19 protein-coding genes are annotated in these 22,223 nt (G+C 43.9%); 14 read left to right on the forward strand and 5 right to left on the reverse strand.

Going from position 1 to position 22,223, the window contains the following annotated elements:
- The first annotated feature begins 149 nt into the window (after positions 1-149).
- Together PIL01S_RS06475 and PIL01S_RS06480 are read left to right on the forward strand one after the other, a co-directional pair.
- Positions 150-1,382: a PTS sugar transporter subunit IIC gene (locus PIL01S_RS06475; protein ID WP_127536790.1), complete on the forward strand. Its 1,233-nt coding sequence runs from the start codon at positions 150-152 to the stop codon at positions 1,380-1,382.
- Between the two features lie 19 nt (positions 1,383-1,401).
- Positions 1,402-3,672, forward strand: a complete 2,271-nt coding sequence (locus PIL01S_RS06480) for a beta-glucosidase (protein ID WP_127536791.1) — start codon at positions 1,402-1,404, stop codon at positions 3,670-3,672.
- A gap of 98 nt (positions 3,673-3,770) precedes the next feature.
- Here the strand turns inward: PIL01S_RS06480 and PIL01S_RS06485 are convergent, their stop codons facing one another.
- The gene (locus PIL01S_RS06485; protein WP_246058103.1) at positions 3,771-4,712 is read right to left on the reverse strand and encodes a DMT family transporter; all 942 of its coding nucleotides are present in this window, start codon (positions 4,710-4,712) and stop codon (positions 3,771-3,773) included.
- Positions 4,713-4,885: 173 nt separating this feature from the next.
- On the opposite strand from PIL01S_RS06485, the gene PIL01S_RS06490 reads away from it, so the two are divergent.
- A complete protein-coding gene (locus PIL01S_RS06490; RefSeq protein ID WP_127536793.1) occupies positions 4,886-5,374 on the forward strand; it encodes an NUDIX hydrolase in 489 nt (162 codons plus the stop codon).
- A gap of 568 nt (positions 5,375-5,942) precedes the next feature.
- Here the strand turns inward: PIL01S_RS06490 and PIL01S_RS06500 are convergent.
- A complete protein-coding gene (locus PIL01S_RS06500) occupies positions 5,943-6,494 on the reverse strand; it encodes a TetR/AcrR family transcriptional regulator (RefSeq protein ID WP_127536795.1) in 552 nt (183 codons plus the stop codon).
- A gap of 215 nt (positions 6,495-6,709) precedes the next feature.
- Here PIL01S_RS06500 and PIL01S_RS06505 point away from each other — a divergent pair, with 215 nt between their 5' ends.
- The 4 genes from PIL01S_RS06505 to PIL01S_RS06520 all read left to right on the forward strand — a co-directional run bounded on the left by PIL01S_RS06505 (position 6,710) and on the right by PIL01S_RS06520 (position 9,267).
- Positions 6,710-7,474, forward strand: a complete 765-nt coding sequence (locus PIL01S_RS06505; protein WP_127536796.1) for a carboxymuconolactone decarboxylase family protein — start codon at positions 6,710-6,712, stop codon at positions 7,472-7,474.
- Positions 7,475-7,503: 29 nt separating this feature from the next.
- A complete protein-coding gene (locus PIL01S_RS06510; protein WP_127536797.1) occupies positions 7,504-7,917 on the forward strand; it encodes a cupin domain-containing protein in 414 nt (137 codons plus the stop codon).
- Between the two features lie 175 nt (positions 7,918-8,092).
- Positions 8,093-8,632, forward strand: coding sequence for a GNAT family N-acetyltransferase (locus PIL01S_RS06515; RefSeq protein ID WP_127536798.1), 540 nt, complete (start codon positions 8,093-8,095; stop codon positions 8,630-8,632).
- Between the two features lie 47 nt (positions 8,633-8,679).
- Complete coding sequence (locus PIL01S_RS06520; RefSeq protein ID WP_127536799.1) at positions 8,680-9,267, forward strand: GNAT family N-acetyltransferase; 588 nt, start codon at positions 8,680-8,682, stop codon at positions 9,265-9,267.
- Positions 9,268-9,285: 18 nt separating this feature from the next.
- Here PIL01S_RS06520 and PIL01S_RS06525 read toward each other — a convergent pair whose 3' ends face one another.
- On the reverse strand, positions 9,286-10,071 hold the full coding sequence (locus PIL01S_RS06525) for a helix-turn-helix transcriptional regulator (RefSeq protein ID WP_127536800.1): 786 nt from the start codon (positions 10,069-10,071) through the stop codon (positions 9,286-9,288).
- An 86-nt stretch (positions 10,072-10,157) separates the two neighbouring features.
- Here PIL01S_RS06525 and PIL01S_RS06530 point away from each other — a divergent pair, with 86 nt between their 5' ends.
- Both PIL01S_RS06530 and PIL01S_RS06535 read left to right on the forward strand, forming a co-directional pair.
- Complete coding sequence (locus PIL01S_RS06530; protein ID WP_371859920.1) at positions 10,158-11,342, forward strand: DUF2264 domain-containing protein; 1,185 nt, start codon at positions 10,158-10,160, stop codon at positions 11,340-11,342.
- Positions 11,343-11,618: 276 nt separating this feature from the next.
- Positions 11,619-12,659: an ABC transporter substrate-binding protein gene (locus tag PIL01S_RS06535; protein ID WP_246058104.1), complete on the forward strand. Its 1,041-nt coding sequence runs from the start codon at positions 11,619-11,621 to the stop codon at positions 12,657-12,659.
- 119 nt (positions 12,660-12,778) lie between these two features.
- Here the strand turns inward: PIL01S_RS06535 and PIL01S_RS06540 are convergent, their stop codons facing one another.
- Positions 12,779-13,282 (reverse strand): hypothetical protein, encoded by a 504-nt coding sequence (locus PIL01S_RS06540; RefSeq protein WP_127536803.1) that lies wholly within the window; start codon positions 13,280-13,282, stop codon positions 12,779-12,781.
- Positions 13,283-13,577: 295 nt separating this feature from the next.
- Between PIL01S_RS06540 and PIL01S_RS06545 the strand changes: the two genes are divergently transcribed.
- The 4 genes from PIL01S_RS06545 (at position 13,578) to PIL01S_RS06560 (ending at position 18,715) form a co-directional block, all read left to right on the forward strand.
- Positions 13,578-14,318: a LytR/AlgR family response regulator transcription factor gene (locus PIL01S_RS06545; RefSeq protein ID WP_127536804.1), complete on the forward strand. Its 741-nt coding sequence runs from the start codon at positions 13,578-13,580 to the stop codon at positions 14,316-14,318.
- Position 14,319: 1 nt separating this feature from the next.
- Positions 14,320-15,618, forward strand: coding sequence for an ATP-binding protein (locus PIL01S_RS06550; RefSeq protein WP_127536805.1), 1,299 nt, complete (start codon positions 14,320-14,322; stop codon positions 15,616-15,618).
- 113 nt (positions 15,619-15,731) lie between these two features.
- Positions 15,732-17,783: a serine hydrolase domain-containing protein gene (locus PIL01S_RS06555; protein WP_127536806.1), complete on the forward strand. Its 2,052-nt coding sequence runs from the start codon at positions 15,732-15,734 to the stop codon at positions 17,781-17,783.
- Positions 17,784-17,959: 176 nt separating this feature from the next.
- Positions 17,960-18,715: a class I SAM-dependent methyltransferase gene (locus PIL01S_RS06560; protein ID WP_127536807.1), complete on the forward strand. Its 756-nt coding sequence runs from the start codon at positions 17,960-17,962 to the stop codon at positions 18,713-18,715.
- 443 nt (positions 18,716-19,158) lie between these two features.
- Here PIL01S_RS06560 and PIL01S_RS06565 read toward each other — a convergent pair whose 3' ends face one another.
- Positions 19,159-20,784, reverse strand: a complete 1,626-nt coding sequence (locus PIL01S_RS06565; protein WP_127536808.1) for a PucR family transcriptional regulator — start codon at positions 20,782-20,784, stop codon at positions 19,159-19,161.
- Between the two features lie 204 nt (positions 20,785-20,988).
- On the opposite strand from PIL01S_RS06565, the gene PIL01S_RS06570 reads away from it, so the two are divergent.
- Positions 20,989-22,209 carry an amidohydrolase family protein gene (locus PIL01S_RS06570; protein ID WP_127536809.1) on the forward strand — a complete coding sequence of 407 codons (1,221 nt, stop codon included), beginning with the start codon at positions 20,989-20,991 and terminating at the stop codon, positions 22,207-22,209.
- The last annotated feature ends 14 nt before the right edge of the window (positions 22,210-22,223 follow it).

A 22,223-nucleotide genomic window follows, 5' to 3' on the forward strand; every position in this document is an offset into this window, starting at 1 on the left:
TAATTCTTGTACAGGCAGGCAAGCTAGAAAGTAGGATTAGAAATGGGCAAAAAACGAACCATGAAGTGGCAAGTTCCAACAAGAAAGCGTTCACACAAATCGATATACTATGGTTGTGGCAGCAAAGAGGAAGACAGGGGGAGTTTTGGATGAAGCGTTTCATGAAATGGATGACAGATTCGTTTGCGCCAAGATTGGAGGCGTTTACGAACAATATTTGGGTTTCTTCGATTCAAGAAGCCATCATGGTCGCCATTCCGATGATTTTCATCGGTTCAATTATTACATTGATTTCGATTTTGCAGGATTTCATTCCTGGTATGCCGGACCTGACACCGATCACGACATTCAGTTTCGGTTTGCTTGGGTTGTTTATTGCTTTCTTGACGCCTTATGTGGTGATGGAAAAAAGAGAAAGACACAAAATCAAGCTGCTGGCGGGAATGACGGGGATATCTCTGTTCGTCATGCTGCTTAACCCGACGGTAAACGAAGACGGTACCATTCAGTTCATCCTTGAACGATTCGGACCCTCGGGGATGATTACAGCACTTCTGGTAGGTGTATTCGTCGCTCTTGTCATGATCTTGTGCAACAAATTTTCGTTCTTCAAAAAGGGATCTTCACTTCCCGAATTCATTATGGATTGGTTCGATTTTCTCGTCCCGATCGCCCTGGTATTAACAACAGGATGGGTACTTGTATATCAGCTTCATTTTGATATTTTTGGCCTGATCGTGAACGTATTTGAGCCGATCAATGCCGTAGGACAAAGTTTAACCGGATTTTTATTGTTCAACTTTATCGGCGTCGTGCTGTATTCCTTCGGCGTAAGCCCGTGGGTCATGACACCGATCTGGTATGCAATCTGGATACCTGCAATTGAAGAAAATGCAGCTCTTGTCGCAGCGGGACAAGATCCGGTCAATATCAACACATTTGAAACCTTTTTCTCCGGCTGGCTTGGTATTGGTGGTATGGGTGCGACCTTGCCTTTAGTTGTTTGGTTCCTGATGGCACGTTCGAAAAAGCTGAAATCTGTCGGCAAGGCGACTATTATCCCGTCCTTGTTCAACATTAATGAACCAGTCGTGTACGGAGCACCGATTGCCTTTAATCCATTACTCATGGTGCCGATGTGGATTAACTCACTTATCACGCCAGTGATTGTTTACTTGGCTCTCGACTGGGGTTGGGTACGAATTCCGAGCCAGATCTTCCAGTTATGGTATACACCGATCGGCCTGTCCACCTACATTATGTCCGGATTCAATGGGCTTATCTTGCTGGCGGTTGTCCTGGTGATTGTATTTATTGTCTGGTTTCCGTTTTTCAAACTGTATGATGCACAGGAACTGAAGAAAGAACAGGAACAAAATTGATATCAGAAGGGTGAGTACTATGGATAAATCAATCAATGAATTGTTATCGGAATTGACGCTGGCCGAGAAAGCTTCACTCTGCGCAGGCTTGAATATGTGGATGACAAAAGGAATTGAGCGGTTAAACATTCCGCCAGTTCATATGTACGATGGGACAAACGGCATCCGTAAAACGAACAGCGATGAAGAAATGGGTATTACAACGGAAAATGTCCCCGCAACCTGTTACCCTACGGGTTCAGCCATCGGTTCTTCGTGGAATACGGAATTGTTGTATGAAGTCGGTGTGGCACTGGGACGTGAATCAAAAACGATGGACGTCGAGCTTCTGCTTGGACCTGGTGTAAATATGAAAAGAACGCCGCTTGGTGGAAGAAACTTCGAATACTACTCGGAAGACCCATACTTGACGGGTGAGCTTGGTGCGGCATTTATAAACGGGATCCAAAGCGAAGGAGTGGGCGCTTCTGTCAAACACTTTGCCGGCAACAACCAGGAGTTCGAGAAAATGGTGACCAGTTCGGAAATCGACGAGCGGACGCTTCGCGAAATTTACCTGAGCGCCTTTGAACGGATTATTAAGAAATCCGACCCATGGACGGTCATGTGTTCCTATAATTTATTGAATGGAACATATACGAGTGAGAACGAACATTTGCTGCATGACATTTTGAGAGAAGAGTGGGGCTATGAAGGTGTTGTCCTATCCGACTGGACAGCTGTCAATGATCGTATACGCGGACTGAAGGCCGGGCTTGATCTGGAAATGCCGGGTCCCGCCAATTATAATGCCAAAGCGATTATTGAAGCGGTTCAGAACGGAAGCCTGTCCGAAGAACAGTTGAATCAAAGCGTGGGTCGTATTTTGAAGCTGGTTGAGCGGGTAACGGGCAAAAAAGACATGGATTCTTCTCCAGATGCGGACTATCATGCACTCGCACGTAAAGCGGCGGCCGAAAGTATTGTACTTCTGAAAAATGAGAACGCGATTCTTCCCCTGCAGCCGGAATCGGTGGGGTCCATTGCCGTGATCGGACGGTTTGCCAAAAAACCGAGAATTCAGGGAGCAGGCAGTGCGAAGGTAACGCCTACAAATGTTGATATTCCTTGGGACGAGATAAAGAATCTGGCTGGTGATGCCATGAGCATGAACTATGCAGAAGGGTACCCGGAGGATGACTCTATCAATGATGAGCTAATTCAGGAAAGCGTCTCATTAGCCATGAATTCCGATGTTGCTGTACTGTTTGTTGGCCAACCGGAATATGCCGAATCGGAGATGCATGATTTGCAAGGCATTGATCTTCCCGAGCATCAGGTGAAATTGATTCTTGCGGTAGCCGCGGTTCAGCCCAAGTGCATTGTTGTGACGAGCAGCGGCTCCGCACTGGCGATGCGTCCATGGGTACAGCATGTACCTGGTGTGATTCATTCGTGGTTGTCGGGTCAAGGCATGGGTAAAGTGATTGCAGATGTATTGTTCGGACAAACGAACCCATCAGGCAAGCTGTCTGAGACTTTCCCTGTCAAACTGTCGGACAACCCTTCACATATGCGAATTCGCGGAGAGAACGGCAAGCTGTATTATCGCGAAGGCCTATTCGTGGGTTATCGATATTATGACCGGAAAGAACTAGCACCTCAATTCCCGTTTGGACACGGATTGTCTTACACATCGTTTTTGTATACGGATCTGGAAGTGGCTCAGACCCATACCGGTGTTACGGTGTCCTTCCAATTGAAAAATACCGGTAAGCGCAAGGGGAAAGAAGTTGTTCAACTGTATGTACACGATGAAGAGTGCACATGGACCCGTCCAGAGAAAGAATTGAAAGCTTTTGCCAAAGTTGAACTGGAGCCCGGTGAAAAACGCAAGATTACTTTTGAACTGGAAGAGAGAGATTTTGCATACTACAACACCAAGTATAACCGTTGGGTGGCAGAGACCGGCTTTTTCCAAATTTCACTTGGCAGCTCGTCCAAAGATCTCCGAATTACAGAACGTTTGCATTGTGATTTTGGTAAGGAAGAAATCACGTTCCACAAATTCAGTCTGCTTAGTGAGTGGATCAGTGATCCTGCAGCGAAAAAGGAATTGGAGCATTGCCTGAATGAAATGAACGAGCACGTTACGGACAAGGTATATCTTAATGAGGAGTTTGTGGGATTCTGGGCAGATTTCCCGATGATCAAAGTATTCCAAATGTTCGGTCAACAATGGATGGATGAACGTTCGCCTGATGAAATTATTCATGAACTTATCGCCAAGGTTAACCAGGCACGGAAATAATAGATAAGGTAAAGAAAAACCAAGTTCGATCCCGTAAAAAGGACATGAACTTGGTTTTTCTATCGTTCCGGGACATACCGTTTACGAGCAGCCGAATGTTATGCAGAGCTTGCTCGATTCACGATGTAAATGCCGATCGACACGAACAGGAGGGCAATCAGATTCTTCAGTTCCATAATGCTTTCGCCCAAAAATGCAGCAGATAGTAATGCGCCAAACACGGGGATCAGGAAGTTATACACCGATACTTTCCCGACTTTGTTGTATTTCAGAAGCAGATTCCATAGACAGAATGCGGCTGATGACAACAGAACCAAATAAACTAAGTTACTAATGGATTCCAGGGTGAAATGTGTAACCTGTCCGCCAAGCAAGAGGCCCAGCAGACCAAGCATCAATCCGCCGACAAACAAGCTGAATCCCGTAACGACCAATACATCGATGGAAGATGTTAGATGCTTTGCGTAGATGGCAGTAATGGAAAATATAAAAGCAGCCACAATCACAAAGCCTTCACCTGTAAATGTAAAAGAAAATGCAAATAGATCTGTATTGAAGTTCACAATGATGACTCCGATAAATCCAAGCACAGTCCCCATGACTTTTTTATTGCTTAGCTTATCATTTTGATACAGGAAATGGGCTAGCACCACACTGAAAAAGGTAGCTGTCGCGTTCATAATGGAGCCTTTAACACCGGTCGTATTGGATACACCTATGTAAAAAAACATATACTGCAGTCCTGTTTGCATGACGCCCAGCATAGTGAGGCTGGTCCATTGTCGTCCAGATAGAGCAAACTTTCGTTTTCGAATCAAGCGGTATAGGGTCAGGAGCAGCAATCCTGCAAGTACAAATCGATATCCAGCAAATACAAACTTGGAGGCAATATCTTCTGGCAGGATGTTAAAAGCGATATACCCTAGTTTAATGGATGGGAAAGCACTTCCCCACAACAAGCAGCATAGGCTTGCGATTAAGGTTACAACCAGTGGATCTGTTAATCTGTGCGGTTTCTCAATTCCTTGACTCTCATTCACTTGTAATCTTCTCCTCAACATGTTGTAGTACGTTTGTTATGCAACAAATACATTCTAGACCATATCACATTTCCTGCGGCTTGTATCCAAAATATGAATGGACTCTGTTTAAGCAGGAAGCTGTATGAAGGATGTGGAATATATATACAGATTACTGTAGAGGAGGTGGTTAGATGGTCTTTCCAACGCATATTGTATCGGCAGGCGGAATTGTAGAAGACGGACACGGAAATGTCCTGTTAGTAAAGGCCCATGACGATGGCTGGGTCTACCCAGGAGGGATTACTGAAGTAGGAGAAAACCTGATTGATGGCGTGATCCGTGAAATCAAGGAAGAAAGTGGGATAGAGGCCAGTGTTAGTCATTTGATTAGTGTGGTCTCGAATACAGCAGTACATAAGTGGTATGACGGTGTGACGGATGTCCCGACAAAGGTCATGTTTGATTTTGTGTGCAAATTAGAAGGTGGAGAATTAGCTGCATCTGAGGAAACGAGCGAGTGCAGGTGGGTTCCCAAGGAACAGGTGCTGGATTATATTACACTACCTGCTATCCGCATGCGTTATGAAGCGTATCTGAATTTTCAAGGTTCAGTGAATTACGTGGAGTATGTCACTGCGACAACATCGGAGTGCAACACCAAGCTTCATCGACATGTTTAGCTGTACGGGTGCTTGCAGTTGAATAAAGTTATGTGCAGGTGCTCAAGCGTCAATTGGTTGGACAGCTGTTGATTGGACACAAGAGAGCAGTCGATTCGTTGGATCGACTGCTCTTATTCATACGGCCGGAGACCGATGTGACGATTTGAACATTAATGATAGATATGCAGTTTCATAAAATTCAAAAAGTCGCTTTGCATCGAGCCCAGCGTAAGGATCTTCCTGGGAATCATGAATTTCCATCGCCGGCCTTGAACATGGAATGACCATGTTGCAGACAATAAGGTTCCAGAATGATAGGTTTGATCTTGTAATTCAGCTGTTTGGAATTCAACGTTATGAACGACTTTAGTCGAAAAAAAATTGAGGAAAAGAATAATTAATTTATCCTCATTCATGAGCAATATAGCCCGGCTTGTCTTCGCTGACCAGCTCTGCGGAGTGGAATAACATATGAACATGTTAGGTTCTCTATGAGATTGAGTTAGCCGATTCAGCAATTTTTTGGTAATAAAGATCATGATTCAATGCCCCTTCTGTTGTGATATCTCATTTCTGTAATCCGTTCCTAAAAATTCCGATCTAACAAAACCCCTACTTGTTCTGCAATAACCTGAGTAGGCTCAGAAATTCCATTGGTAAGCCACCCTTCGACGATCTCCACGATTGCCGCTCCAAAGAAATTAAGAATGATCTCCTTGCTTAATCCCTGATTTATTCCTTCGGTTATATTCACTTCTCCCTCTAATTCTTCAATAACAAATGCAAGAAAATGATGACGAAATACAGAGGCGCCCTTGCTTGATAACATGGCTGAGAAGAAGGGGTGATGATGTTCAAAGTATTCAAACCAGAGGAGATTTCCCTCTGCAAAACTTAAGTCAGATGCCGCTTCGCATATTCTTCGTAGCTCGTTAATGTGTTCTTCAATAATTTTGTCGAGCAAATCAAATTTATCCATGTAATGATCATAGATCGTTCTTCGACCGACGTTTGCCCGATGGGAAATGTCCTGAATCGTAATCTGATCCAGATTTTTCTCAGACATCAGTTGGGTGAATGCATTCTTAATGGCATCTTGAGATTTTTGTACTCTTCGATCCAATTTCAATTTGGACATGGGGTTCGCACCTTTCCTGAGGGTAATCGCACATTATTTCAAATTTGTGCAATATCGCACGAATGAAGACGGTTTGTTTATTGAAGCTGAATCACTTTGCATTTATATTATACACATGTGCGGTAACGCATCAATATGTATTATCTCAATCATTGATGTTTCCTTTACTGAAATAACTGAAATAATAGAAGAGAAGATTAAGGGAGGCGAGACGCATGGATCGAATCGAAAAGAGCAAGGAAAAATACCAAGAACTATTTGGTGAGAGCGTACCTTCTTCCTATGCAACAGATCCTGAATTTCAGGACATCCTAAGCCGTTTTATCTTTGGAGAAGTGTTCGATCAAGGTACGCTGACGGACATTCAGCGGGAGCTGCTGACACTGGTGGTCCTTACGGTCAATCAGACAATACCTCAGCTTAAGGCTCATGTAAGTGCGGCATTGAATGTTGGGGTGACTCCGGTAGAAATTAAAGAAGCCGTTTACCAGTGTGCCCCATACATCGGTTTTCCGAAAACATTAAACGCCATTCATGAAGTGAATGAGGTGTTCACGTCCCGTAATATTGCATTGCCTATTGAAAGCCAAAGCCTGGTCTCAGAACATAGTCGTTTGGAAAAAGGGCTTGCTGTTCAGATAGAGATTTTTGGTGATGTCATTGAAACAATGAGAGCAAGTGCACCTCCGAACCAGAAGCATATTCAGGAATACCTTTCGGCTTTTTGCTTCGGGGATTTCTATACTCGTGACGGACTTGATTTGAGAATCAGGGAATTGTTAACACTGGCTATGGTTAGTGCATTGGGAGGAGCCGAAGGCCAAGTTAAGGCACACGTACAGGGAAATATTAATGTGGGAAATGACAAGGAAACACTGATTGCGGCGATCACACATTGTCTTCCTTATATGGGTTTTCCAAGGACACTCAATGCACTTGCTTGCATCAATGAAGTGATTCCGGCAAATGAAGAGAAATGATTTTAATCAACAGATTGGAGAAATCAGATATGACGAAACATGAAGAGGTAAAGAACGGCGTTATATTCCCGGTAGGAGAGAAGAATGAAGGTTATGCCCAATATTTTGTGGGACAAAGCTATCTTCAAGCTCTGGTTGCAGATCCGAAAGTGAATGTGGGCGTAGGGAACGTGACCTTTGAACCGGGCTGCCGAAACAACTGGCATATTCACCGTGACGGATTCCAGATATTGTTAGTTACGGGTGGGGAAGGGTGGTATCAGGAGGAAGGCAAGCCTGCCCAATTCCTGAGAGCTGGCGATGTTATTGTTACGCATGATGGTGTAAAACACTGGCATGGTGCCGCAAAAGACAGCTGGTTTGAACATATAGCGATCACTGCAGGTACACCTGAATGGCTTGAACCTGTCACGGATGAAGTTTACGATAGTGCGACGAAGTGAACCACCAGATTCTCATGAACCAAAAGTTTTGAGTAAACAAAAAAGACACCCGTAAGGGTGTTTTTTGTTGCTTTTATAGACATCTATTGCGTTAATATAAAAGGGTTTTAGTAAACCAGTGTAGAAAGGCAATGGATAAAGGTTTATATCCATATTTTCGTTTAGGAGGAGTCATTTGAGAATAGAACAGGTATTAGAATTCGAAATTGGTGTGGAGCTTAGCGAGAAAATACAAGCGTTATTAATCAAAAGCTTTCCTGAAGTTTATCCTGTGGATCGAATTTACTTCAAGCAAGTACCGCAGTTTAGATTCTTGGCTTTTAATGATGAGAATGAACTTGTAGGACAAGTAGGTCTGGATTACAGGGTGATGAATCTAAATGGTAAACGCATTAGAGTCCTTGGTGTGATTGATTTGTGCGTCTCACAAAACGAGCGTTCTCAAGGACTGGGGTCCAAGCTGCTTAAGGAAATTGATACATTCTCAATTGGTAGGAATATTGACTTTCATCTTCTGTTTGCAGATAACATGGCTTTGTATCTAAAGAACGGTTATAAAAGAGTTGAAAATCGAGTAAAGTGGTTGAAGATTAATGACGAATTACAAATGACGAACGGAATAGGTCACGAGCCGATAAGCGAAATCATGATCAAGGAAGTAAGTGAGATGAGTTGGGATGAAGGGGAGCTGGACTTGCTAGGCTATCTTTACTAGAATTGCGCTCGCAAATGGATTCGTACATAAAATTATAGGAGGATATAATGCAATCTAATGACACCATAAATAACAGACTCTCCATTACATGTGAAGATATTATCCTTCGGGAATATCGACTTTCCGACCTTGAGGGTATTCATGAACTCACATGGCAACCTGAAATTCATGGCTATTTACCAGGGTGGAATGTTCCAAAGGAAGTTCGCCAAGAATGGCTGATAAATTACGAAATCCCAACCAACAATGAATTTATTCAACGCGTGCAAGAGGGCAAACCTGTGGAGGAACTTATTTTAAGATTAGGGATTGTTTTGAAAGAGACAGGAGAACTTATCGGATGGTGTTGTTCTGGTATAAAAGATGAACTACCGAATCCGAATAGAGAAATCATGTACGCAATATCGAAAGAACATCGAAATCGAGGTTATGCTTCTCAAGCTGTTAGAGGGATTGTTCAATATTTATTCGAAAATACAGAAGTTGAACAATTAAATGCAATTGCACTCTTAGAGAACGGTTCGTCTAATAAAGTCATTCTGAAAAACCATTTTCTCTTCATTGCTGAGATTGAAATTGAAGAGGAGAAGTACAACCATTACCAGCTTCGCAAGGCAGATTGGTTAAATCTCTGAAGTCTAACAAAATCGTTTTCAACTGGGCTCGATTCTGAATCTGTATTTCCTGGGCGAAACACCAACAAATTTCTTGAACTGCCTCATAAAATGGGTGTCATTTTCATAACCACATGCATCCGCAATCTGATTAACGGAGAGCTCACTGTGATCCAAAAGATATTTGGCATGATCAAGCCGTGCATGAATCATATCCGTCATTACGGAACAACCAAATAGCTCTTTATAGATGTGTTGAAAGTAGGATTTGCTCATATTTAATCGTGAAGCTTGTTCTGTTACGGTTACGTTTTGCTGAGGAGAGCGATAGATATCGTTGCGGAGTTCAGTAAATTGGATGTAATAACGGCTAAGTTGGTGGGGAGTAGTTCTTGCTCGCAAGTCACTCAATTTCATGAAGAAAGACTGAAGGTCACAATCGATAATTTTCTCACGCAGCTTTCCATCCAGTCTGTAACAATTCTGAAGTTCCATGATGCTTCTGGAGATCAACAAGGGATCTGAAGCTTCCATAAGCGTGTCCACAGGAAATTGAATACTTAGGAGAAATTCGTGGAAATCGCTGCCGTTACAGTGGAACCAATCATTAATAAATGGACTCTCCAGCTCACGGTAATAATGAGGCGTTTGAGGTTGAAACAAAATGAAGGTATTCTTCTCCACCGTGCTTGTATTGTCATGCAATCTCACTTCTGCTCTGCTATTAAAAAACACAAAGGTGTAATTTCCAGAACCATTTGGCCGGTTTCTCACAATCCCTTCATGGTGAATGGTACGATAGCCGCAAGAAAGTAACGTAAGCATGCCTTATCCTCCTCAGCACAATAGGTCAGTTTTTGATGATTATAGTTTATTGTTCACGTCTAAACAACCATCTATAATTTCTAAAAATGTTTATTTTGAAGGAGGAGGAGAAAGTGTCGGTTGACAGAAAGTATTGGGTCGATACGTTGGTTCGCATAGCGCATCCTGTGCTCTGTTCCTTATCGGAAAGCAGACTGGTTATCGATATGCCTGTTGAATCAAAGGGGGGAGATCGTACCGACTACGCCTATTTGGAAGCTTTGGGGCGGACTTTGGCAGGAATTGCACCATGGCTTGAACATGGCCCTCGTTCAGGTGAGGAAGGGGAGATTCGAGCCAGGATGGCAGATCTGGCCAGGCGTGCAATCGGAGTGGCGACAGATCCAGCTTCGCCCGATTTTATGAATTTCACGCAAGGCGGCCAGCCTGTTGTTGATGCTGCTTTTCTTGCGAATGCGGTGCTTCGGGCTCCACATGAGCTGTATGAACTGCTGGACGAGAAAGCAAAAGATAATCTGAAATCAGCCCTGCTCGCCACACGGATTATACGCCCTGTATTCAGTAACTGGCTGTTGTTTAGTGCCATCATTGAAGCTGCCCTTGCCCGAATGGGTGTAGAGACTTGGGATCGCATGCGAGTGGATTATGCGGTAAGGCAGCATGACCAATGGTACATGGGTGATGGTGCATATGGTGACGGGCCTGACTTTCATTGGGATTACTATAACAGCTTTGTGATTCAACCCATGCTCGTGGATACATTGGACGCGTTAGGAGATCAATTCGACGATTGGAAGGCGATAAGGATCAGGGTGTTAGACAGAGCAATTCGCTATGCTGCCATCCTGGAACGCCTGATTTCACCAGAAGGCACCTTCCCGCCCATTGGGCGATCACTTGCCTATCGTTTCGGAGCATTTCAGCATTTATCTCTCATGGCACTCCGAGAGGAACTCCCGGTAGAAGTGGAACCAGCTCAAGTTCGCTGTGCCCTTACGGCTGTGATCCAGCGGCAGATTCAGATGCCAGGGACGTTTGACGATGCCGGATGGCTGCGAATTGGATTCGCCGGAAGCCAGCCGGAAATCGGTGAAGCTTACATATCAACGGGCAGTTTGTATCTGTGCACGACCGTATTCCTTGCGTTAGGACTCTCACCTGAGGCTGATTTCTGGCAGGGAGAGGCCGAGTGGACTTCACGGAAAGCATGGTCCGGAGGAGAGGTCAATTTGGATAAAGCCTACCATGATCAACAGTTTAAATGGGGTTGAGGAACGTTTTTGGCAATCATATTGATCATTTGTTCGTGCAGCCTCTTGAACGGATGTCATGGAGAGGGAAGAATAAAACTGTATGGTGAGTCGCTGTAAAGCGGCTTTTTTGTTCTCAACAGAATGATATTGATTATTGTTCTCATTTACACACTCCGACATTTACTGTATACTGACAATAGTTATTTTACATAATGGTCAAAAAGACAGACGAGAATGGAAAAGGGAGAGGTTATTTACATGTTGGTGTCCGTAAAAAAAGGGATGTTTCTTTGTTTGATTACTGCAATGATTCTGGTGCTTGCTGCGTGTTCAAGCGGTGGCAGCGACGGTGCCAAGGGCAGCTCACAGCAAGCTGCGGAGAGCAGCGCCACGAATGCAGCAGCAGATGGGGAACAGACTGATGCTGATGCTTCAGCTGCAGCTGAAACAACTTACCCGGTAACCGTGTCGAATTATACAACAGAGAACGGTACTTGGGTCGCCAAGGAACAAACATTTGACAAGGCACCTGAACGCGTTGTTGCCAATACCCAAGGTGCAGCCGAGCTGATGATTCGCCTTGGATTGACGGACAAGCTCGTGGGAGTAGCGGCTTTGTTTGGCAGTGTGCCTGAAGATATTGCTGATGAGTTTAAGAAAATCCCTGTTCTGGCCGAAGGATATGTTGGGAAGGAAGTGACCATTGGCGCTTCACCTGACCTGATTATGGGACGTGGCGGGCTGTTTGAGGATGCCGACTGGGGTGTGGGTACAGTCAACAGCTTGAATGAAATGGGTATCAAAACGTTTGTGCAGAGCACGAGTGTTACTGATGCTTCGTTGGATAGTCTGTATAAGGATATCACCGAGCTAGGTGAGATCTTCAACGTACAAGCTAACGCGGCGGCCTATATTGAGGAACTTCAAGTACGCGAGGAAGCATTGAAGGCTCGTGCTAGCGCTGAAACGATCAACTATGCGTCCTTCTCTGATAATGGTGATGGAACCATTGCGGTTTACAACGGAAATGGAGATACATTTATCGAAAGTGCAATGTCATTAATCAACGTACATAATATGTTGATTAATGAAACAGGCACACTCAGTCTGGAGAAGCTCATCGAGATCAATCCGGATGTGATGATCATTTCCAAATATGCTGGCGGTATTGATCCGCAAGAAACGATTGACAAGTTGCTTGCTAACAAGCAGGTGCAAAGTATTAACGCAGTGAAAAACAAGAAGATCTATGTTATTGATTTCAACAATTTCTGGGGTTACGGAGATTCCATCTTCACAGGTGTTGAGAAGCTTGCTGATGATATGGGGTTGTAAAATAACCTAATTTATATGATTCATGTGTTACTATATTATATCTTCACATTCAAGTAGGAGCCAACTTTCGGAGTTGGCTCCTTTTCTTGTCTCATTATGAGTACGATTAGCAATCAAATTCAATTGAATGTATTTGCTATATCAATTAAGGTTTGGTAATCGTATAAAGGTTCAAGATTGTTATTTTTTCCTGAAATAAGAGAGTAAGTTAGACCCTCGTTTCTCCAATAGATGGCACTCACATGTTCGTTTCCTTGGTCCCATGTTTGCGAACCGTTAGTTAATTTCAAACCTTTCTTCCCAGTCGGAGGTGTATCAATCTGTGAGTTTGTAATCATCATGATGAGATTCATTCCTTCGTCGCTATTTGCATACGTAATTTCAATTGCATCAAATTCTCCATTGGTATCTAAAATCCTTGCTGATTGTTGAGTAACATGGAAAGGAACTGACGGTTGTTTAATTTCAAACGGAACCTTAGCTTCCGCTTCTTCAAATGAAATATTAACCGGGGACTTCAGATCTGAAGTATTAGTCGGTTGATTCCTTTCCGAGTTTTGTAAGCAGGCGGACAAGAACAGAGGAATCATACATAGGAACAGTAACTTCGTTACAGCCTTCATTTGAATCACCTCGATATCTGAATAGTTACTTCTATTACGCACTAATAGCTGGGACGGTGCATAACCTAGCCTATTTAATCCAAAGAAAAAATGTTTCTCAAAGTTGATCAATGACACGGGTAGCAAGCAATAGTGGTTCGATAATATAAAAATTTCAACGGATCTAACCGGTCTCCATGCAGTTTAGGGTTTGAAACATGCGTTTCATCCCATTTCCCCCTGAAATGTATGATAAAGTAGTATATTTGAGAGTGAAACTCAGAATTGTCGTCAAATGAAGGGCGGATGTTCTATTATGTTTAATGTTGCCATTTGTGATGATGAGGAGAAACAAAGAGAGTTCGTGAAAGCGATGCTGATCTCCTTATCTCTGAAAACGAATATTGATTTCCAAGTTGCCTTATTTGCATCCGGTGAAGAGTTGATTTCTCATTACAAAACGGCTGGGGATACCTTCCATATTCTCATTATGGATGTGGAGATGAATGGGATGAACGGCATACAGGCAGCCAAAGAAATCAGAACGATGAAATTTCTGGATGTGCAAATCATGTTTCTGACCAGCTATCCGGAGTATATGGTAGAGAGCTTCGATGTGGTTACTTTTCAATATCTGATCAAACCGATCCAGACACATATCTTCGAGGAGAAAATGATTAAACTATGCCAGTACTTGAGATCAATGGACAAAAAGTTTGTATTAATCAAATCAGCTTATGAAGAATTGTTGTTGAAATACGATGATATTCTCTGGATTGAAGTGATGAAGAGTTTAACGATCAAAAACAAACTGAATTTTGTGACCAACGAAAGCACGCATGAAAGTAAAGGCATTATTTCGAATTATGCTGATGCGTTGAAGGATCATGGCTTCTTGCAAATTCATCGCTCGATTATCATTAACCTGTTGCATGTCCAGAAGTTTAGCGGCTCCCAGGTCGTCATGTTAAATGGTGCTGAATTGCCCATCGGCCGTTCCAAAGTCAAGGAAGTCAAGGATGCTTACACCAAATATATGATTATGAGGATTCAATGATATGGAACCATTTACGATCTTGTCTGTCATCGTCGTTACGCTGCTTATGGCATTCCAGGTGAATTTTTATTTCAACTCGGTACTGGGCAAGTCCAGGCAAAAGCCGAACAGAGTGGTCTATTTTGTCCTGTTTATTGTCTTATGTTTTTTCTATCTGGCTTCTACATTGCCTTCGCTCATCTCGTCGTTGGTTGTATTAATATTTATCTTCAGTCTGGCGCAATCCTATGACGTGGAGTTGAAGCTAAAACTGGTTTTCACGGTCCTTTATGCCGTACTGGTCACCATGGTGAATTATATTGCTGTATATATTATGAGTGTCTGGGACGCTACGGATTACACCACATGGGATCACTTCAACGAGGGTTATCATGAGGTGTTCTACAAGGTCATGCTGCTTGGCTGCAGTCTCATGTTTATTGTCATTCAGGTCGTTCGTCTTATTGCCAAACGAAGAAGTTTCGCCCTGCACTATCGCTATTATCTTTTATTTCTCATTGTACCGATCATTACGTTATATCAGATTAATGTGGCTTCGAACTACAGTGAGAAAAACATCTTTTATATCATTTCCGTGATGGGCTCGCTGTTTCTCAATGTGTTCATTGTCTATGTATTCGATAATATGGTGGAGAAGGTTCAGCTTGCGAATGAGAATGCCCAGCTGCAGCGTCAGATGGATTATCAGGACGCCAACTACGAGAAGACAGTGCACAGTTTCAAAAATGTGAAAGGCATCATCCATGATATTCATCAGCAGTTTCTGTACATTGAAGAATGTATCAAGCAAAACAAACATGAAGCGGCTTCTGATCATATAAAGCTAACCTTGAATAAGATTGAAGGCGTGTACCAGCGGGTGAACTCCGGCAATCTCGTGATCGATGCGCTTGTCACGAATACCATAGCCGTAGGACAGGCAAACGGGATCAAGATTGACGCCCGCATTCAGCTTCATTCTCAACAGGTCCATATCGATCGTTATGATCTCTGCGTTGTACTTGGCAATATGCTGGATAATGCCGTCGAAGCTTCCAAGAAAGTCAGACAGGCTGAAGACAGATATATCCTGATCGCGATTCACTCTACTGCCTCTGCAATTATTGTCCAGGTGTTGAATCATGTAGAGCAATCATTAACACATTTGAAGAGTGAGAAGCCCAATCCGGAGTATCACGGAATCGGCCTTACGAATATATCAAGAATGTGTGAAAAGTACGGAGGGCATATGACAATTGAACATCATCATCGGACATTCAATAACATGGTCGTGCTGCCCTTTGAAGTCAACAGTCTCTGAACATGCCGTTCAGGGATTGTTTTTTTCCATTCAGGGTTTGTTCACGTTCAGAGTGTCTCTTCCCAGATATGATGAATTCATCTTATCGAAAGTACTGAGGGAGGAAGCTGAGGATGAAGAAACTTTTCAGTGTGTTATTTACAGCGGTGCTTGTGATCACTCCGATGACAGACGTCAAGGCAGAGGCGAATAAGAGCACTTCAATTGAAAAGCAGGTAGAACGAATGGCCGCAGATTTGGTGCAAAATTATGGAGTCACAAGTCTGCAATATGCCATTAGGGATCAAGGGGAAATCATATTGTCGGGCAGCACGGGCTTTCAAGACAAAGCATCCCAGACACCAGTCACCAGGGAAAGTATGTACGGCATTGGCTCGGTGAGCAAGATGGTTGTCACTGCAGCCACCATGATGCTGGTGGATTCCGGGAAAGTAGATCTGGATGAGCCTCTTACTACCTATATTCAGGACTTTGAGATGGCGGATGCCAGGTACACCCAAATTACCCCGCGTATGCTGATGAATCATTCATCGGGTCTCTACGGTTCACATTACGGGAACAGCATGCTGTTTGACGACAATGACATGCGCAACCACGATGAACTATTGCTTAAACTCAAAACTGAAAAGTTAAAATCGAAACCTGGCTCATATTCTGTCTACTGTAACGATGGCTTTCAATTGCTTGAGATCCTGGTTGAACGCGTGAGTGGTTTAAGCTACAGCGATTATGTCGCCAAGTTTATCAGTAATCCGTTACAGCTGGAAGCAACCAAAACACCGCTGGATGCATTCAATAGAGATCAATTATCTGAAGCGTATTGGCCCACGATTGAAACCAAAATGCCAGTTGAAAATGCGAACATTCTTGGTACAGGCGGGATATACTCCACATCCGAAGAATTGACCGAATTTGCTGAAGTATTGATGGGTAATAGACCGGACATATTGTCCGAATCCTCGGTCAAGTCTATGCAAAATCATGAATATCGACAAGGAATATGGGTATCAGATGAGCGAAACACGTTCAATTATGGCCTGGGATGGGATGCTGTGGATCTTGCCCCGTTTAGCGATTATGGTATTACTGCACTTGCCAAAGGTGGTGACACCATGATGTATCATGCATCACTAATCACTATACCTGAGCATGATATTTCAATGGCCGTTCTGTCCTCAGGTGGGTCCTCCATCTACAATCAGATGTTTGCGAGCAAAGTACTGCTGGAGGTATTGGAGGATCAGGGTGTCATCAAGAAAATCAAGGAAGATCAGACATCCTCCCCACCCGTAAAAGTGAAGATGCCTACGGAACTTAATGCGTATTCGGGTCTATATGGTACAGTAGGTACAACACTGGATATTCAGGTCAAAAACGACGAAATCACACTGCCAGCTTTGCAGGGCGGAATCATTCCAGAGCAGAAGTATGTCTACACTGGAGAGGGGCAATTCACAAGTGCGGATGGAAGTGTGAAGGCCAGTTTCGTGAAGGAACAAAACGGGAAAGTGTATGTTAAGGTGCAGGCAGTGATTTCATTGCCGGGTCTAGGTCAAACGGTGATGAACACGTATGATTATCAAAAGTTGGATCCCAACCCTTTGAACACAGCCACAGGAAAGAAATGGGCAGATCGCAACGGCTCCAAATATTACGCACTAGATGAAAAAATCACATCGATTTTTTATCTGCTTCCTTCGATGCTAATCAAAAATCTGAGCGTGGATACGGAGAACGGTTATGCAAACGGCACTCAAATTGTAGATTCAGACCATGCAGTGAATGTCGCAGAGATTCCCGTGATGAACGGTAGAGATGCTTTCGATCTGCAATTTTACACCAAGAATAATGCTGAGATTTTGATTCAGGACGGACAGGAATATATTGCAGAGGATGCGATTACACCGGTCTTTGGCGGCAAGACAGGTAAGGCCACCATACCGGCGAGCGGTCAAGCCCGTTGGTTTGCTATCGATTCTCGTTCTGCAAACAAATCGTTGACGGTAGATTCGCCGAATGGCGGCGGTTACGCTGTATATAATGAGCAGGGTGAAGTGGTTCACTTTTCCGTCGCTACTGATCAACAATCCATTGAGCTTCCCAAAGCCGGCTTTATCGTTTTTGGTGGTGAAGCTGGAGATGTGTTCAAGATCCATTTAAAGTAAACGCGGGTTACATCATACGAGTTCAATGGCAATAACAGATCGCGAGCATACGCTGCCCGGGGTCTGTTTTTTTATGGGAAGAATATGGAATAAACAGGAAGGGTTTCTGAGATAAAAGAGAGAAGGTAGTGAAATGGTGCTTTAGATAGTCTAATTCAAAGGAGACCTGATGACAGATGAAAAATGAAGAACGGTTTTCAAACCGGGTTGATTCCTATACGAACTACCGCCCGAGTTATCCGAAAAAGGCTATTGATTATCTGTACAACTCCGTTGGTTTGCATTCGAACAGTAAGATCGCAGATGTTGGTTCAGGGACAGGGATTTTCTCGAAATTACTTCTGGAACGTGGGAGCTATGTTATAGCCGTCGAGCCGAATCAGGCCATGCGCGCAGCCGCCGAGCAGATGCTAGAGAATGAACCGAACTTTCAGACGATATCAGGCTCTGCAGAATCTACGGGATTACCTGATCATTCGGTAGAATTTATTGTGTGCGCACAGGCGTTTCACTGGTTTGACCGCTTGGCAGCGCAGACCGAGTTTAGGCGGATTTTACAGCCGGGAGGTAAAGTGGTATTAATCTGGAATTCCCGTCTTACTAGCGGTAACTCGTTTCGTGTAGAATACGATCAGCTGCTGCATGCGTACGGAACCGACTATGAAAAAGTGAATCATAAGAATATTTCTGAGTCTGTGCTTCATTCCTTTTTCAAGGAAGGCACGATGCAGAAAGCAAACTTTCAAATGAGTCAGGAGTTCGACTTCGAGGGCTTGAAAGGCAGATTGCGATCATCTTCCTACAGTCCTGTGCCCGGTCATCCCAATTATACTCCGATGATGTCTGAGCTTCAGAACATATTTGATCGAAATAAACGGGAGGGTACTGTTCTTTTTGATTATGAAACGGAGATATTTTGGGGAGAAGTGTGATCAGGTTGTGTTCATAGGAACTGACAAAACTGAAATTAGAGGTGCGGTTCATGATGAGAAAAATGGCATCACAATCCTTACTTGTGCTTGGAGCAATTTTTATTATCACTGCAGCTCTTCCTCTATTTTTTAATTATCCATATCGTGATGGACCTCAATCTGGCCCTTCAAACGTATGGGAGCTTGTTCAAATGTTTGCTCATGACTCGTGGGCGTCACTTTTAATAATGGGCCTCCTTTTGTCGATAGCTTCTCGTTTCGTGTTTCGGCCATAAATGTATATATCGTTCATGTCAATGATAGCGTTCGTTGAAAAAAATAATCTGCAGCCGATCACAGAGATCCTGAGAGCGGCTGTTTTTTTTAGTGAGATACCGGTAGAACAGCGGGATGCATCGCATAGGATGTTTGACGAAACAAGAACCTTCATGAAGATGTGTCTCTTAATCTTTTTGCAGCAATAAAGGTTCGATCGCAAGCGCTATACGAATTCGTAGACTTTCAGCGGGATCTTTGAGTTTAACATCCAGGAGTCTTTCACACTTTTCCAATCTGTACACTACCGTATTCCGATGCACGAAAAGCTGTTTGGATGTTTCGACAAGCTGGCATTGTGTTTCATAAAATGCATTCAAGGTACGGAGCAGCTCTTTTCTTTCGGATTCGTCGGCGATTTGCAATAATCCATCTAGAGTCGATTCGTAAAATTGTTTTAGTTCGTCGTGGGGAAGCATATGGAATAAATACCCGATATCCTTGGCTTGATAGGATTGGACAAATTGTTTGCGTTTAAATCGATAGCCGAATTGCAACGCATTGACTGCTTCTGTGTAAGAATGGCGAACGCCGAGCACATTCATTGCAGGTTTGCCGATGCCAACCGACATGCTCATTCCATTCTCATAATGGAGGTGTTTAAGCATTCCTGTGAGATGCTCGGTGAGCTTCACCTCGTCCCAGCCTGACTCCGGGATGGATAGCAGAATGCAGTAGGTATCATGTTTGGTAAACATGGTGAAAGAATGCTCCAACGCACCAAAATGACGTTTAATGTGCTCGTATTGCTCCTCTTGTTCGGTCAAGTTGTCTCCCTTTAGAGCCGCCGCCTCGTCATTACGAATAGCCAGCACGACACAAGAATAACCCTTTCTAAGCCCGTATTTCTTGCCGCGGTTCAGCGCTTCCTGCTCGAAAGTAATATATCCCTCGATCAAATCGGAAAAAAACTCGTTTTTATGCCTGCGGGAACGTTCCTTGACTGCTTGGGATTTGGTCAGCTCCATTCCAATGACGTTGGAGGCTTGTTCAAGCGTTAAACCGTACAGACCAGTCCATTGATCTGGCGTATGAAAAGATAACAAATAGCCTTCGTGACGATACGTTTTTACAGGATATACTAGCATGCAGCTGCGTTCCCGAAGGGATGAGTCGATTAAGCACAATGAAGTCGGGCTGGAGGTATCGGACAAGTTGTGAAGTGCAGTAACTGCAGCTGCGGTAAGCTCAGTAATATTTGCATTTTGATTGGTGGCAGCAATGGTTTTCCATTTGTTGTTTAGCAGGATGACTGGGGAGGAGAGTAGTTTGGACAAGGACTGGATAATGCCGGAAATTCCTTTGCCTCGCATGATCATTTCGGAGAATTTTTTGTGAATGCTAAGTGCATATTGGAGTTCGTCGCTCTTATTGTTCAGAATAACACTGGTCGATCGTTGCAAAATCTCACCAAGGGATAGACATACATCGGAAATTTCAATGATAGGAAATTCGATACGGTCGGCTTCATGTAATATTTCATCAGGGATCGGAAGTTCAAAACGCTTGGTTTTGATGGCCAAACCGGAGCAGCGAAGCCGCTGCATGTCCCTGATCAGGTGAATGAACACCTCAGGTTGCTGTTTCATGAAATAGCCGTTGGTCAGCAAGAGCTCGTTGGGCCTTAAAAACCGTATGATATCTGGACAGTCCATAATGTTAACGGTTTGAACCTCGCGAGTAAGACCCTTGTGCCCAGTAATCACTCTGGCATCATCGTAAATGCCGTTATTGAGCAAATCTATCAGCAGCACATCGACCCATCCCTTTCTGGAACAAGTTAAACTATTGTTAAGTAATATAACATTATGATCCTTGCGAGTAAATATCTTTGGCTTGTTCGTCCAATAATCCAAATTATTTTTATCTTTATCATCCAATGACTTCCCCCTGCAGAGTGGAATATGCTTGAATTGTTTTTAACATGTAACCAAAGCGTACATGATTGGAGGGCTGTCATGGTTGATTTGCTTATCACCGATACCGTGTTATCCAAGGATGGAAGGCGAATGGATGTGGGGGTATCCTCAGGTAAAATTGCATTTATCTCACCATACGGTGAAGGAATATCGGAAGCGATGAATGTCGTTCAAGCCAAAGGAGGCTTGCTGCTGCCCGGCTTTGTCGAGCCGCATATTCACCTGGAAAAAGCCTATTTACTGGATGTCATGGATCGGGATGCAGATTCTCTCCAAGACGCAATTCAGATAACGGCTAAACTGAAAAGTTCTTTTACAGACGAGGACATGTACGAGCGGTCGCTTGCTGTCATTCGTCATGCCGTCAGCAACGGTGTTACCCATATGCGCTGCCATGCTGAGGTGGATCCGATTCTTGGTCTCAAGGCAATGGAGTCGGCTCTCCATCTGAAACAATCTATAAGAGATCAACTGGATTTGCAGGTGGTTGCCTTTCCGCAAGAAGGCGTATTCAGAAGTCCTGGGACGGAAGAGTTAATGGAGGAAGCGCTGCGTATGGGGGCTGACGTCGTCGGAGGAATCACGTATCAGGATGAATGCCTGGAAGATCACTTGGATTTTGCATTTGGTCTGGCAGAAAAATACGGAAAACCGCTGGATTTTCATACGGATTTTTCGGACAATCCCAAGGACCGTGCCATTGCGGACATAGCCAGAAGAACACTCATCACAGGAATGCAGGGACAGGTATCTGCCGGACATGTAACCTCGCTCGGTTCTCTGCCTGAGCATGAAGCCATGGATATCGCGGAACTTCTGCATCGTGCCGGGATCAGCGTTATTACGCTGCCGATGACCGACCTGTTTTTGAATGGTCGAGGAGATGCGGAAGGGCCGCGCAGAGGCTTGGCGCCAGTGAAATTGCTGCAGGAATGCAGTGTGAATGTAGCAATTGGCGTCAATAATGTCCGCAACGCATTTACACCGTTTGGCAAAGCGGATCCGTTAGAGGTCGCCTGGCTTCTGGCAGTCACTTCGTATATGGGCGGGGAACGGGATGCCCTTGCGTTGATCAGGATGCTGACGTATAACGCAGCTCAGGCTTTGGGTATTAAAAATTATGGAATGAAGGTAGGCGCTACGGCAGATATGGTATTGTTCTGGGAACGATCAGAAAGGGACGTGCTGCTGGATAGGCCGGAAACAAGAATGGTTTGGAAATCGGGTGTGCAGGTGGGTAGTATGGTTCAAAAGCAATAGAATGGCTGCGGAAA

The organism is Paenibacillus illinoisensis NBRC 15959 (assembly GCF_004000925.1).
In the GTDB taxonomy this organism is placed as follows: domain Bacteria; phylum Bacillota; class Bacilli; order Paenibacillales; family Paenibacillaceae; genus Paenibacillus; species Paenibacillus illinoisensis.